The organism is Streptomyces sp. NEAU-YJ-81 (genome assembly GCF_017592595.1).
GTDB classification, from domain to species: Bacteria; Actinomycetota; Actinomycetes; order Streptomycetales; family Streptomycetaceae; genus Streptomyces; species Streptomyces hygroscopicus_B.
The window spans coordinates 258,949-272,704 of sequence record NZ_JAGFNO010000012.1; the positions used below are offsets into that span (position 1 = coordinate 258,949).

The 13,756-nt window shown below is 67.8% G+C and carries 13 protein-coding genes and 2 pseudogenes; 4 read left to right on the forward strand and 11 right to left on the reverse strand.

Going from position 1 to position 13,756, the window contains the following annotated elements; genetic code table 11:
* Positions 1-88 precede the first annotated feature (88 nt).
* On the forward strand, positions 89-1,078 hold the full coding sequence (gene moaA / locus J5X86_RS25815) for a GTP 3',8-cyclase MoaA (RefSeq protein WP_208519096.1): 990 nt from the start codon (positions 89-91) through the stop codon (positions 1,076-1,078).
* Positions 1,079-1,131: 53 nt separating this feature from the next.
* Here moaA and J5X86_RS25820 read toward each other — a convergent pair whose 3' ends face one another.
* Together J5X86_RS25820 and J5X86_RS25825 are read right to left on the reverse strand one after the other, a co-directional pair.
* A complete protein-coding gene (locus J5X86_RS25820) occupies positions 1,132-1,368 on the reverse strand; it encodes a hypothetical protein (protein WP_078640719.1) in 237 nt (78 codons plus the stop codon).
* 193 nt (positions 1,369-1,561) lie between these two features.
* Positions 1,562-1,951 (reverse strand): DUF3099 domain-containing protein, encoded by a 390-nt coding sequence (locus J5X86_RS25825; RefSeq protein WP_208519121.1) that lies wholly within the window; start codon positions 1,949-1,951, stop codon positions 1,562-1,564.
* Between the two features lie 226 nt (positions 1,952-2,177).
* On the opposite strand from J5X86_RS25825, the gene J5X86_RS25830 reads away from it, so the two are divergent.
* Positions 2,178-2,468, forward strand: a complete 291-nt coding sequence (locus tag J5X86_RS25830; RefSeq protein ID WP_208519097.1) for a GlsB/YeaQ/YmgE family stress response membrane protein — start codon at positions 2,178-2,180, stop codon at positions 2,466-2,468.
* Between the two features lie 140 nt (positions 2,469-2,608).
* Here J5X86_RS25830 and tyrS read toward each other — a convergent pair whose 3' ends face one another.
* From tyrS to J5X86_RS25860, 6 genes and pseudogenes are all read right to left on the reverse strand, one after another.
* Positions 2,609-4,027: a tyrosine--tRNA ligase gene (tyrS, locus tag J5X86_RS25835; protein WP_078640716.1), complete on the reverse strand. Its 1,419-nt coding sequence runs from the start codon at positions 4,025-4,027 to the stop codon at positions 2,609-2,611.
* Positions 4,028-4,094: 67 nt separating this feature from the next.
* Positions 4,095-5,489, reverse strand: a complete 1,395-nt coding sequence (locus tag J5X86_RS25840; RefSeq protein ID WP_208519098.1) for a metallopeptidase TldD-related protein — start codon at positions 5,487-5,489, stop codon at positions 4,095-4,097.
* Positions 5,486-7,021 carry a TldD/PmbA family protein gene (locus J5X86_RS25845; protein WP_208519099.1) on the reverse strand — a complete coding sequence of 512 codons (1,536 nt, stop codon included), beginning with the start codon at positions 7,019-7,021 and terminating at the stop codon, positions 5,486-5,488. The genes J5X86_RS25840 and J5X86_RS25845 overlap by 4 nt, the downstream gene beginning before the upstream one ends.
* An 809-nt stretch (positions 7,022-7,830) precedes the next feature.
* A pseudogene (locus J5X86_RS25850) lies at positions 7,831-9,039 on the reverse strand (RHS repeat-associated core domain-containing protein); the annotation flags it as partial.
* Positions 9,040-9,135: 96 nt separating this feature from the next.
* Positions 9,136-9,339, reverse strand: a complete 204-nt coding sequence (locus J5X86_RS25855) for a DUF397 domain-containing protein (RefSeq protein WP_208519100.1) — start codon at positions 9,337-9,339, stop codon at positions 9,136-9,138.
* Positions 9,336-10,133, reverse strand: coding sequence for a helix-turn-helix transcriptional regulator (locus tag J5X86_RS25860; RefSeq protein WP_208519101.1), 798 nt, complete (start codon positions 10,131-10,133; stop codon positions 9,336-9,338). Before J5X86_RS25860 ends, J5X86_RS25855 begins: the two co-directional genes overlap by 4 nt.
* 186 nt (positions 10,134-10,319) lie before the next feature.
* Here J5X86_RS25860 and J5X86_RS25865 point away from each other — a divergent pair, with 186 nt between their 5' ends.
* Positions 10,320-10,781 carry an ATP-binding protein gene (locus J5X86_RS25865; RefSeq protein ID WP_208519122.1) on the forward strand — a complete coding sequence of 154 codons (462 nt, stop codon included), beginning with the start codon at positions 10,320-10,322 and terminating at the stop codon, positions 10,779-10,781.
* A 416-nt stretch (positions 10,782-11,197) separates the two neighbouring features.
* Positions 11,198-11,392, forward strand: a complete 195-nt coding sequence (locus J5X86_RS52055; protein ID WP_279595377.1) for a hypothetical protein — start codon at positions 11,198-11,200, stop codon at positions 11,390-11,392.
* Between the two features lie 2 nt (positions 11,393-11,394).
* Here the strand turns inward: J5X86_RS52055 and J5X86_RS25875 are convergent.
* From J5X86_RS25875 to J5X86_RS25885, 3 genes and pseudogenes are all read right to left on the reverse strand, one after another.
* Positions 11,395-11,710: pseudogene (locus J5X86_RS25875) on the reverse strand (TldD/PmbA family protein); the annotation flags it as partial.
* Between the two features lie 49 nt (positions 11,711-11,759).
* On the reverse strand, positions 11,760-12,191 hold the full coding sequence (locus J5X86_RS25880; protein WP_208519102.1) for a hypothetical protein: 432 nt from the start codon (positions 12,189-12,191) through the stop codon (positions 11,760-11,762).
* Positions 12,188-13,756 (reverse strand): RHS repeat-associated core domain-containing protein (locus tag J5X86_RS25885; RefSeq protein WP_279595378.1); only part of this gene is annotated, 1,569 nt, incomplete at its 5' end. The genes J5X86_RS25880 and J5X86_RS25885, both read right to left, overlap by 4 nt.

Below are 13,756 nucleotides of genomic sequence, written 5' to 3' on the forward strand. Positions count from 1 at the left end.
GCGCGGCCCCTCCCTGTCACACCCGTCGCGTACGCTGCGGGAGAATTGACCACACTGCACGCGATGTCAACCGTGGAGGGGCCGCACCATGCTGATCGACACCTATGGTCGCGTAGCCACCGACCTGCGGGTCTCCCTGACCGACCGCTGTAATCTGCGCTGCACCTATTGCATGCCGGAAGAGGGCCTGCAGTGGCTCGCCAAACCGGACCTGCTCACCGACGACGAGATAGTCCGGCTGATCGGGATCGCCGTCACCGAGCTCGGGGTCACCGAGATCCGCTTCACCGGCGGTGAGCCACTGCTGCGCCCCGGTCTGGTCGGCATCGTGGAGCGCTGCGCGGCCCTCACCCCGCGCCCCCAGATGTCGCTCACCACCAACGGCATCGGGCTGCAGCGCACCGCCCAGGCCCTGCGCGACGCGGGCCTGGACCGGGTCAATGTCTCGCTCGACACCCTGCGCCCGGAGGTCTTCCAGGCCCTGACCCGGCGCAAGCGCCATGACGATGTGCTGCGCGGCCTCGACGCGGCGCGCACCGCCGGGCTGACCCCGGTGAAGGTCAACACCGTGCTGATGCCCGGGCTCAACGACGACGAGGCGCCCGATCTGCTCGCCTGGGCCCTGGAGAACGACTATGAGCTCCGCTTCATCGAGCAGATGCCGCTCGACGCCCAGCACGGCTGGAAGCGCGACGGCATGATCACCGCCGGGGACATCCTGACGAGCCTGCGCACCCGCTTCACCCTCACCGCCGAGGGCGAGGACGAGCGCGGCTCCGCGCCCGCCGAGCGCTGGCTGGTCGACGGCGGCCCGGCCCGGGTCGGCGTCATCGCCTCGGTCACCCGGCCCTTCTGCCGCGCCTGCGACCGCACCCGGCTGACCGCCGACGGACAGGTGCGCACCTGTCTGTTCGCGCGCGAGGAGTCCGATCTGCGCGGAGCGCTGCGCTCCGGCGCCCCGGACGAGGAGATCGCCCGGCTGTGGCGGCTGGCGATGTGGGGCAAGAAGGCCGGATCCGGGCTCGACGACCCGTCGTTCCTCCAGCCCGACCGCCCGATGTCGGCGATCGGCGGCTGACGGCCGCCGGGGTCGGTGGCCCGGGGCAGGGGAGTGGCCGGGAGGGGCCGACGTCAGTGATCGGCGGCCGACCACTCCGCCAGCGTCACCACGTCCTTGAGGAAGCCCCGCATCCCGAGGAACTCCGACAGATACTCGCGGTGCTCCTCGCAGGCCAGCCAGGTCTTGCGCCGCTCCGGGGTGTGAATCTTGGGATTGTTCCAGGCCAGCACCCATACGGCGGGGGCACGGCAGCCCTTGGCGGAGCAGATCACGGTATCGGTCTCGGCGGAGGTTTCGCGGGTGTTCACACCGCAGACTCTACGGAAGGCCCGGCGGACATGGCGACGCCGGGCAGCCACGGGGGGAGCCGCCCGGCGTCGGTCCGTCGCTCCGACGGGGGATGCGGAGCGCGTACGCAGTATGTCACGAGGGATGGGGCCCGGTGCACCGGTCCTGCACTATTGATCTGAGGTTTTCTTGAGCTTACCGAAACGCGGCAGGTCAGCCCCGCTCGCCCCGTCCAGGCTCGCTGATATGTCCGACGTCCTCCGGGACGGATTCCGCCCCGCGGGAATCGGTCGGCTCCTCGCCGCGCCCGGCGATCAGCATCGGACGGGGCGGGGTCGGGATGAAGGTGGTGGGCAGCGAAGTGGAGTTCTCCCGGCCCGCGTTGGCGATCACCACCGCGATGTAGGGCAGCACCACGCCCAGCACCAGAGCCACGATGGCCACATGGCGCTCCACGTTCCACAACACCGCCGCCAGCACGACCGCGAGGGTCCGCACCGACATCGAGATCACATAGCGCCGCTGCCGGCCGCGGATATCATCGGCCAGCCCCTGCCGGGCTCCGGTGATCCGGAAGACCTCCGCATCGCCATGCTTCCGCATCACGTTCCACCACCTGATCGCCGAGCGGGCTTCCCCCGCTCTGGGACGTACTCAACGTTACGCCGCGTCTGCTGTCGGTTCGAGACCGGGGCGCCCTGACGGGTGCTGTCCGGGGTGCGCCAGAAGGCGTACCGGCCCTCCGGCGTGCGCCGTACCCGAAGTGGCCGAACACTGGAGGGGATGTGCATCTCCCGTGCATCCCTTCGCCGCGTGTCAGGGAGGCGACATGAACTGGCTATGGGCGATCGTCGTGGGTTTGATCCTGGGTGTGATCGCCAGGGCGATTCTCCCCGGCAAACAGGCCATTCCGCTCTGGCTGACCTGCGTCTACGGCATCCTCGGCAGCATCCTGGGCAACGCGGTGGCCGGCTGGATCGGGGTCAGGCACACCGAGGGCTTCGACTGGATCCGGCATCTGCTCCAGCTGGCGGGCGCGGTGGTGATCGTCGCCCTGGGCACCCCGCTGTGGCACTCCATCCGCGGCGGCGGACGCAGACACGGTGCTGAGCGGACCTGAGCCGACCTGAGCGGCGACCCCCGGGAACGAGGCGCGCCGCGCCGGGGGTGCCGATACGACGGCGGCGGCCGGCGCGCGTGGTGGACGCGCACCGGCCGCCGCTTTCGTCCAGCGGTGAGGCGGGCGGTGAGGCGGGCGGGTTACACCCCGCGCACCTGGGCGATCTTCCGCCCGGCCTTGAGGTAGACCGTGCCGGAGCCCGCCGTCACCCCGGTGGACGCCAGCGTTTCCGCGATCACCTCGGCCAGCGGGCGCACCGCCTGGGCCTCGGGCAGCACCACCGACTCCTGGCCGCCCTCGGTCTCGATCACCAGCCGCAGACCGTTCTGCTTGGCGACCCGGCGGGCGGCCGAGGCGCTGGGCTGGAACTCCAGCACCTTGCTCAGCACGGTCGCGATGGACTCGGCGCCGTGCTCCCCGGCGTCGACCACCGGCAGGGTCCCGACGTCGGTGAAGCTCTTTTTGGAGAACTGGGCGACGAAGCCCGCACGGGCCGCCATCGCCTTCTCGATGCCGTACAGCGCCGCCACGACCTCACCCGCCAGGACCTTCTTCAGATCCATCGGGTGCAGCGACCGGTCCTCCACCCGGGCGGTCGCGGCGGCGATCTCCGCGTCCGTCCATTCGGTCCATGCTTCCAGGTACGGCTTCATCAGCCGGTCCGGAATCGACATGATCTTTCCGAAGACATCGTCGGCGGTCGCGGACAGCGCGACGTAGTTGCCCTTGGACTTGGACATCTTGGCGCCGGTGCCGTCCGTGCCCTCGATCAGCGGCATCGTGACCACCAGCTGCGGCCGCTGCCCGCGCAGCTCCATCAGCTTGCGGCCCATCTGCAGATTGAGCAGCTGATCCGCGCCGCCCAGCTCCACATCGCACTCCAGCGCCACCGAGTCGAGGGCCTGCGCGATCGGGTACAGCAGCTCGGACATGGTGAGCCCCGAGCCGGCGGCCAGCCGGTTGCGGAAGTCCTCGCGCTGCAGCAGCTGGGAGACCGGCACCTGGGAGAGCAGCCCCAGCAGCTCGGGGAAGGTGTACGGCGCCAGCCACTCGCTGTTCTGCCGGAAGCTGACCTTCTCGAAGTCGAAGAAGGGCCGGACCTGGTCCTGGTAGCCCGCGAGGTTCCGGGCGATGTCCTCGTCGGTCAGCGGCGGGCGCTCCGCCGTACGGCCCGACGGGTCGCCGATCTTGGCCGTGAAGTCGCCGATCAGCAGGGTGACGTCATGCCCCATGCGCTGGAAGCGGCTGAGGATGATCATCGGCACCACATGGCCCAGATGCACATCGGCGGCCGTCGGGTCGATGCCCAGCTTGATGCCCAGGCCCTGGCCCGCGCCGCGGCGCTCCTCGATCCGCTTGGCCAGCTCCGCCACGCCGGGCAGGATCTCGACCGTACGGGACGCGATCAGCTCGGCCTGCTCCGTCGGCGACAGGTCCGTCAGATCGATATAGCGCCGCGAGCCCGTCTCCTCGAGCAGTTGCTCGACGGTCTTGTCGGAGGAGAGGTCCTGGGAGAGGAGCTCGGTGGCGCGGGCGACGGATTCGCCGAGGCGTGTCATGGTGTTCCTGGGGATAGACGAAGCGGATACGGATCAGATCGGGCGTGGACCAGTCTATTCGGCTCGTTCACACCCCCTTGCTGACCGAGCTCATATTGAAGTCCGGGATGCGCAGCGCGGGCACCGCGGCGCGGTTGAAGTAGTCGCTCCACTCCCGCGCCAGCGTCCGCTCGGTGCGGCCCGCCTCGGTGGCGCGGGCGAGCAGATCCACCGGCGATTCATTGAACCGGAAATTGTTCACCTCGCCGACCACCTCGCCGTTCTCCACGAGGTAGACGCCGTCCCTGGTCAGCCCGGTCAGCAGCAGCGTCGCCGGGTCGACCTCGCGGATGTACCACAGGCAGGTCAGCAGCAGCCCACGCTCGGTCGAGGCGACCATCTCGTCCAGCGAGCGGGTGCCGCCCGCGTCCGCGATCAGGTTGTCGACGGGGGGAGCGAGGGGCAGCCCGGTGAGCCCGGCGGTGTGCCGGGTGGTGATCAGATGCTGGAGTACGCCGTCGCGGATCCAGTCGGTGGCGGACAGCGGCAGACCGTTGTCGAAGACCGACGCGTCGTCCCCGGACGAGTGCGCGATCACGAACGGCGCCGCCTCAAGCCCTGGCTCGGCCGGGTCGCTGCGCAGCGTGAGCGGCAGCTCGGACAGCTTCTCGCCGACCCGGGTGCCACCGCCCGGCTTGCTGAAGACCGTACGGCCCTCCGCCGCGTCCCGCGCCGAGGACGACCAGAGCTGGTCGATCAGCAGATCGGCCACCGCGCTCGGGGGCAGCAGCGTCTCATAACGGCCCGCCGGGAGCTCCACCTTCCGCTCGGCCCAGGCGAGCCGCCGGGCGAGCTCGGCGTCGATCGCGGCCGGGTCCACATCGGTGAAGTCGCGGGTGGCCCGCCCGGCCCAGGCCGAACGCGTCCGGTCCGGGGACTTGGCGTTGACCTCCAGCGTGCCGGTCGGCTGGTCATGGCGCAGCCGCAGCCCGGTGGAGCTGCCCAGATAGCTGGAGACCAGCTCATGGTGGGCGAATCCGTACAGCTCCCGGCCGCCCGCGCGGGCCCGGGCGAAGGACTCGCCGAGGGCGGGGGCGAAGTCGGCGAACGCCTCGGAGGAGGTCACGGCGGGGGAGTCGGTGAAACCGGGGGAGACCGCCGCACCCGGATTCCGCTCCACCAGCGGCTGGGCGTCCTCGGCCGGCTCCGCCTCCCGCGCGGCCGCCTCGGCGGCCCGGACCAGCGGCTCCAGCTCGTCGGCGGTGACCGCGGACCGGGACACCACGCCCGAGGCGGTGCCCTGCCCGCCGTTCACGGTGGCCACGACGGTCAGGGTGCGGCCACGGGTGACGCCGTTGGTCGTCAGGGCGTTGCCCGCCCAGCGCAGATTGGCCGTCGAGCTCTCGTTCGCGATCACCACACAGCCGTCCGCACGGGACAGCTCCAGGGCGCGCTCGACGATTTCATGCGGCTTGCTGCTCATCGTCCCGCCTCCTGGGTGGTGTTGAGGATGTTGACGCCGCGGAACAGCGCCGACGGGCAGCCGTGCGAGACGGCCGCGATCTGCCCGGGCTGGGCCTTGCCGCAGTTGAAGGCGCCGCCCAGGACATACGTCTGCGGACCGCCGACGGCCGTCATCGAACCCCAGAAGTCGGTGGTGGTGGCCTGATAGGCGAAGTCGCGCACCTGCCCGGCGAGAGCGCCGTTCCTGATGCGGTACGCCCTTTGAGCCGTGAACTGGAAGTTGTACCGCTGCATATCGATCGACCAGGAGCGGTCGCCGACCAGATACAGACCGTTCTCGACGTCCCCGATCAGCTCCTCCGTCGAGGGGCCGCCGGGGGCGGGCTGGAGCGATACGTTCGCCATCCGCTGCACCGGCACATGGCCCGGCGAATCGGCGAACGCGCAGCCGTTCGACCGCTCGAAACCGGTCAGCCGGGCGATCCGGCGGTCCAGCTGATACCCGACGAGCGTGCCGTCCTTCACCAGATCCCAGGACTGCGCTGCCACCCCCTCGTCGTCGTACCCGATGGTGGCCAGCCCGTGCTCGGCCGTCCGGTCCCCGGTCACGTTCATGACCTGGGAGCCGTACTTCAGCGACCCGAGCTGGTCGAAGGTGGCGAAGGAGGTGCCCGCGTACGCCGCCTCGTAGCCGAGCGCGCGGTCCAGCTCGGTGGCGTGGCCGATCGACTCGTGGATGGTCAGCCACAGATTGGACGGGTCGACCACCAAGTCGTACGACCCGGCCTCGACGGATGGCGCGCGCATCTTCTCCGCGAGCAGCTCCGGGATCTCTGCGAGGTCCCCGTCCCAGTCCCAGCCGCCCGCCCCGGGCCCTGCGGTCAGATACTCCCAGCCGCGCCCGACCGGCGGGGCCAGCGTGCGCATCGAGTCGAACTCCCCGCTCGCCGGGTCCACCGCGACGGCCGTGAGCTGCGGATGGAGCCGGATGCGCTGCTGGGTGGTCGTGGTGCCCGCGGTGTCCGCGTAGAACTTGTTCTCGTGGACGGTCAGGAGCGACGCGTCCGCGTGCGCGACCCCCTCGGCCCGCAGCAGCCGCTCGCTCCACTCGGCGAGCAGTCCGGTCTTGTCGGCGTCCGGCACCTCGAACGGGTCGACCTCATACGAGGAAACCCAGGTCTTGTCGGCATGCACCGGCTCCGGCGCGAGTTCCACCCGCTCATCGGACCCCGCCGCGTCGATCACCTTGGCCGACAGCTTCGCCATCGCCACCGCCTGCGAGGCGACGCGGGCGGCGGCGTCCATGCTCAGGTCCACCCCGGACGCAAACCCCCACGCCCCACCGTGCACCACCCGCACCGCATACCCCAGGTCGGTGATGTCGGAGGCCCCGGAGGGCCTGGCATCCCGCAACCGCCAGGCGGCACTGCGCACCCGCTCGAACCGGAAGTCGGCATGCTCGGCCCCGAGCGCGCGTGCCCGCGCGAGCGCCGCGTCGGCGAGCGCCCTCAGCGGTAGCGCGAGGAAGGACGGATCGATCTCGTGCGCCACGGGCGACTCCCCTTCGTCGGTTCTGTCGATGGTGTTGTCCGTCGGCAGTGAACCATGTTGCTGCGGGCTGGGGTGCGGTAATTGCCCGTGGAGGCCGGGGCTCGGAGCGGCTGCCGCAACCCGATACGGGCTGATTGCGTCGACGGCTTACATCCACTGTCGTGGGGCTGTGTAGCCTGCTCCGGTCCCGAATCTTCCGGGCGCTTAATCAAGATCTCGCGACGCCGACTCGAGTCCCTGAAGTGCTTCTGCTACCTGTTCTGCGGCATCTGAGGGAAGAGTGTCCAACGCGCGATCGATCACGTCCACAGCGAGCACTTGCTCCAGCGTCCACCAGTCTCCGCGAATGCTGTCCTTCGCTCCAGAAGGCTCCAATGATTCCCAAATGGAGTCAACGTCGCTGACGAGTCGTGCCAGCGAAATCTTACCTTCCCGAAACTCCTGCAACGATTTCCGAAGCAATGCCCCATAATTAGTTTCCACGACCAGCCTTACTGTCGAATCTTTCCGTAGTCCACGGTTACGACCCTGCCGTCTGAAGAACTTCTGACGACCGTCAGATCGTTTAGCTCGTCGTAATATACCGTTGTGCCCTCTCTCTTTCCGGACATCTCGTGACCATGCTCGATCGCATGCTGAACGGCTGAAGGCATGATGCCTTGTTTCTGCATTCGGTCAAACGCATGGCCACTGTAGTGAATCCCGTTCACCTCGCCTGGGGCGTTACTCGCTGTCCTGTCAACGGGATGCTTTATTTCCCACTTTTGCCCCCTGTGGCCAACAGGGGTCCGTGGCGATGTGTCGTCTCTCGGGCAGCCATCGGGTGCGAGACCTAGGCTGTCGGATAGCACGAAGGGGTTGGGCACATATGCGATGGGGTTCGGACCCGGGCTCAGCCCAAGGGGATCTGCGGAGATGTACCGCGCCGTTTCCGGGTCGTAGTAGCGGAAGTAGTTGTAGTGCAGCCCCGTTTCCGGGTCCGCGTATTGGCCGGGGAAGCGGAGGGGGCAGTCGACCGAGCCGGGTGGGGCGGGGAGAGGGGTGCCCCAGAGGGTGGTGCGGTGTTGCCAGGCGAGGGTGCCGTCGGGGGTGACCAGTTCGGTGGGGGTGCCGACCAGGTCGGTGATGATGGCGTGGAAGCGGGCGTCGTATTCCGATTGCGGGGTCGTATCGGTCAGGCGGCGGAGGAGCGGTGATACTTCCTCCGCTGGCTCAGGCGACGTGTGGTGCTCAGTTTGGGTTATGGGGCGGTGGGTTCCTGGGGCGTAGTCCCAGGTTGTTGCCGCGCCCTCCGGTGTGACTTGTTCCGTCAGCCTCGTGCCGTCCCAGGTGAAGTCCACCGATTCGGCGACCGTGCCGTCCTTCGCCAGCCGCTGCTTGGCGGTGCGGCGGCCCAGCGGGTCGTACATGTAGTGCCAGCGCTCGCCGTCCGGCGTCGTCGCGTCGGTGAGGCGGTCTTCCGCGTTCCAGGTGTAGGTCCAGGTGCGGGTCTGGCCGTTCAGTAGCTTGCGGGTGCGGCGGGTCAGGCGGCCCTGGGCGTCGTGTTCATACTTTGTGCGGCCCGCGCGGTGGATCACCGTGCCGGTGAATTCGCGGTCGCCGGATGCCTCGTGGTCAGGGGCCGTGGCGTGCGTGAGGTTGCCCGCCGCGTCGTAGGCGTAGGTCTCGGTCCAGCCGTGGGCGTGGACCGACGTCACACGGCCGACCGGGTCGAGGTCGAAGCGGCGGGTGCCGGACGTCAGTTCGCGGATTTCGGTGAGGTGGTCGTCCGGGCGGTAGGCGTATGCCCGGTGTTGGAGCAGCGCCCCGGCCGCGCCGGAGGCGTCGTGGGTCAGGGCTTGGGTCGTCAGACGGTCCAGGCTGTCCCAGGTCTGGGTCAGGCTTACGCCGTCGCCGAAGGTGCGGGACGTTTCCCGCCCCGCCGCGTCGTAGGCGAAGCGCAGGGAGTTGTCCGCCGTGGTGAGGGACATCGGGCGGCCGACCGCGTCCTACGTCCACGCCGACCGCAGGCCGCTCGGGCACGGGTGACCGACACCACCGGTAATCGCCACACCGCTCTGCGCGATGAAAAGACAACGGCCGCCCCGGTTACCCAGGGCGGCCCGAACGGGTGGTTACGCGCCGAACTCTTCAGCCGTGAGACGGCCGATGAACGCGTCCCACTGGCGTATGGAGAAGGCGAGTTGTGATCCGTGGCGGTTCTTGGAGTCCCGTACGTGGACGGTGTCGGTGGTGGCGGCCACCTCGACGCACATGCCGCCCTCACCGCTGCTGTAGCTGCTCTTGTACCACGACAGTTCGATGTCGTTGTCGTTCACGTTTCTCCCCGCAGTTTCTCGATGAAGTCCAGCGACTCCCGTGGAGTGAGAGCCTGGGCCCTGATGATCCCGTAGCGCTGTTCGAGCGTGCGGACCGCTTTGCGATCCGTCAGCAATCTGCTGATGTCCTGGGCCTCTACGTAGGCCATCATCTGGCGCCCCTTGGGCTCCAGCAAGGCAAAGGGGCCGCCCGCTCCGGCGTGCTCTTCCAGCCCCGTCGGCATGACTTGAAGATCTACATTTCGCATCCGGCCGAGGTGCAGCAGATGTTCCAATTGCGCGCGCATCACCGGTGTTCCGCCGCACGGTCGGCGCAACACCGCCTCCTCGGTCACGAAGCTCATGATCGGCGGGGGTTGCCGAGTGATGAGTTCCTGCCGAGCCAACCGGGCGGTGACTCGCTGCTCGATGGTCTCCTCGCCCAACATCGGGCGTTGCATCGTGAAGATAGCGCGGGCGTAATCGCCGGTCTGGAGCAACCCGTTGATCACCTGGTTCTCGTACGCGTGGAACTCGACCGCCTGCGCCTCCAGCCGTGCCGCGCCCCGGAAGAACGCCGGGAGCTGTACGTTGGCGACTTCCTCCCTGGCGGCCCGCAGCACCCCGAACGCCTCCAGCGCCTCGTCCGCCGTGTCCAGGAAGTCGGGCTGGGGCACTCGACGTCCCTGCTCGACCGAGGAGACCTGCTCCTCGCTGTACCCGATCGCCTCACCCAACTGCGCCTGTGTGAGCCCCGCCCGTTCGCGGAAGAGCTTCACCTGCCTGCCGATGCACTTGACGATGTCACCCGCCATGACCCACCCACCTCCTTGCGCGAGAACGCGCTCCTTCCCCTCGGCGTCACGGCGGTCCTCCCGTACGGGCACCAACCGTGCCCGTACCGCGACCCTGCGTACCCGCCGCCCGTCTGGTCAGGCTAAGTGCGCTTCGCCACGCTCGGTGATGTGAATGGCGAAAATCCCCCTAGCGGTACGTTCGAGATGTTCTTCACCTCTTCCCGACGCGGTGCCCGGCTCGCCCGGCGCCTCGTTGTTCGCAGACTGGAGGAGTGGGGCATTCCCCGCGACAGTGACGCCTCGCAGAGCCTCGCGCTGATCGCGGGGGAACTCGCGGCGAACGCCGTGAGCCATGGGCACGTGCCCGGTCGGCACTTTCATCTGCGGCTCAGCGTTCAGCCCCCGCCCGGTCCCGATGGCTGTCGGGCCCCCGCCTCGGCCCGTATCGAGGTGTCCGACGCCCGCGATGAGCGGCGCCCTGTGCTCCGTAACCAAGGAGACGAGGCGGAGGACGGGCGCGGGGTGCTGCTCGTGGACGCGCTGGCCTCGAAGTGGGGGGTGGCCGAACGAGGCGTCGGTAAGACGGTGTGGTGCGAATACGCTCTCGCGTCCGAGGAGAGCCGGTCGCAGCAGGTCACGGGAGACACTGGAGCCGGCGATGCGTGATGATGGAGGCGCAGACGAGCGGGTTCGCCGTGGTGAAGGAGCGTCGGCCGTGGAGTATGGACGTCCACGGGGAATCGCGGAGCGGCTCGCCGAGAACGCCCCGGACCCGTTCCGGGCTATGAGATCAGTGGTGACGAGATCGTCCTCGCGTCCGCACGAGTTCATCGCTCTGCGTATCCGCCAGCAGCTTGACCGGCAAATCCCGTCTTTTCTGGTCGCTCACACGGGCAGCGAGGTGGAAGATGCCTCTCTTGGGAAACTTCGGCGCCCTGATCTCATCGTCGTTCCGGACGCGGTGTTTGCCGAGAACACGATGGCGCCGTTCCATCCTCGAGATGTCGCTTTGGTCGCCGAGATCGTCTCGCCGTCGAATCACTCCACCGACTATGTCGGAGAAGATGCACGACTACCCAGCGATGGGTATCCCTCTCTATCTTCTTGTCGACCCACGGAAGGGCACGATCGCGGCCCTGTCCGATCCAGGTCCCGGGCTCGGCGGGGAGAGCCCCCGTTACCGCACCCGCAGTGATTACGCCTTTGGCGACGAGGTGACCATCGGTGACTGGACCCTCTCCACCACGGACCTGAGGACCTATCCCGAGGACCGCTGACCGCCGTCGGCGGCCAGCAGCCGCTCGTTCCACTCGGCCAGCAGTCGGGTCTTGTCGGCGTCCGGCACCTCGAACGGGTCGATCGCGTACGACGACACCCACGGCCTGTCGGCATGCACCGGCTCGTTTGCCAACTCCACGCGCTCATCGGACCCCGACCGCCTCGATCACGTTGGCCGACAGTTTGGCCATCGCCACCGCCTGAGAGGCCACGTGGGCGGCGTCCATGCTCAGATCCACCTCTGGCGCGACCCCTCAGGCCCCGCCGTGCACCACCCGCACCGCATACCCCATATCGGTGACATCGGACGCCCCCGCCGACGGGCCGAAGTGCGGATCTGTTGGATGTTCGGCAGGCGTCCTGTCCTTATATCATGGGGGTTGGCGCTCGTGGATCATCGATGTCGACTGTGATTTCCACGGTGGAGGTTGAGATAAAGGTGGCGACGTTGTTGGTCAACTGGATCTGATCAAATGGATTCGAATCCATGAAGAAGATCGCCCAAACCAGTGAGCGCTCGGCGGTCAAGCGGGCGATAAAGCCCTCGGAGCCGTACGAACCCTCGCCGCCCCACAGCAGCCCCCGCTTCCCTAGGTCTGCCTCGACAAGTCCATCAACTGAGGACGTCCATGATGGATCGTCTGCAAGCATGCTATTCAAATCGAAAGGTGCCTGGATCGTTAGTCCGCTCGATGATTCCGGAGCGAGGCTCACGTCGAAGGATTGCCCATCGGCGAAGTGCAGGGCATCTCTGATGGGGAGCTGAAATTCCTCCCACAGCTCTGTGATGGTGGTCATTTCCCCTTCTTGCATTTCGTGTTCCGAACGTGATCTGGTCTCTGCTCGAGTCCTGTCGGTGGCACAGGCTCACCGAGTTCATTCCTGTTCCGTGCCGAATTCATACGCCTTCTGAACTGCTCTGCCCAGGTTCGTCCAGTTGTCGAATCAGGGTGGACAGCGTTCGGGTCGACGCGCTCGATTGCCACGGGTGCCCCAACTTCTCGCGCTGCATCAAGCCTTCGGTTGTCGTACGACACCAGTTGACCGTCGACCTCCATGACCCTCAAGGCTGCCCCAGGCCGCTGCCAATCCCATTCCCCAGAGCGCATCTTCTCCGCGTAGTCGTTCGGAGATACGGTGCGTTGTGAAAAGTTTATATCCTTAGGGTCAGCCCATTCTGCTCCGTTATCTCCGGCAAGCCCTAGGTGATCAGTCCAAGTGTGCGGATTGTGGACATAGGTTATCGCATTGGGGGCTGGAGCCAATCCGAGTGGGTCAGGAGAGGTGTACCGAGCAGATTCCGGGTCATAATGCCGAAAGTAGTTGTAGCTGAGTCCAGTTTCAGAGTCAGCATATTGGCCTGGGAATCGAAGAGGGCAGTCCACCTCCGAGGTCCCCGGCGGGGTGGGGAGGGGAGTGCCCCAGAGGGTAGTGCGATGTTGCCAAGCCAAGGTGCCGTCGGGTGCGACCAACTCGGTGGGGGTGCCGACGAGGTCGGTGACGATGGCGTGGAAGCGGGCGTCGTATTCCGATTGGGCAGTCGTGCCGGTCAGGCGGCGGAGAATCGATGACGCTTCCTCCACCGGCTCCCGCGGTATGCGGTGTGCGGTCTGAGTTACCGGGCGGTGGGTTCCTGGGGCGTAGTCCCAGGTTGTTGCCGCGCCCTCCGGTGTGACTTGTTCCGTCAGCCTCGTGCCGTCCCAGGTGAAGTCCACCGATTCGGCGACCGTGCCGTCCTTCGCCAGCCGCTGCTTGGCGGTGCGGCGGCCCAGCGGGTCGTACATGTAGTGCCAGCGCTCGCCGTCCGGCGTCGTCGCGTCGGTGAGGCGGTCTTCCGCGTTCCAGGTGTAGGTCCAGGTGCGGGTCTGGCCGTTCAGTAGCTTGCGGGTGCGGCGGGTCAGGCGGCCCTGGGCGTCGTGTTCATACTTTGTGCGGCCCGCGCGGTGGATCACCGTGCCGGTGAATTCGCGGTCGCCGGATGCCTCGTGGTCAGGGGCCGTGGCGTGCGTGAGGTTGCCCGCCGCGTCGTAGGCGTAGGTCTCGGTCCAGCCGTGGGCGTGGACCGACGTCACACGGCCGACCGGGTCGAGGTCGAAGCGGCGGGTGCCGGACGTCAGTTCGCGGATTTCGGTGAGGTGGTCGTCCGGGCGGTAGGCGTATGCCCGGTGTTGGAGCAGCGCCCCGGCCGCGCCGGAGGCGTCGTGGGTCAGGGCTTGGGTCGTCAGACGGTCCAGGCTGTCCCAGGTCTGGGTCAGGCTTACGCCGTCGCCGAAGGTGCGGGACGTTTCCCGCCCCGCCGCGTCGTAGGCGAAGCGCAGGGAGTTGTCCGCCGTGGTGAGGGACATCGGGCGGCCGACCGCGTC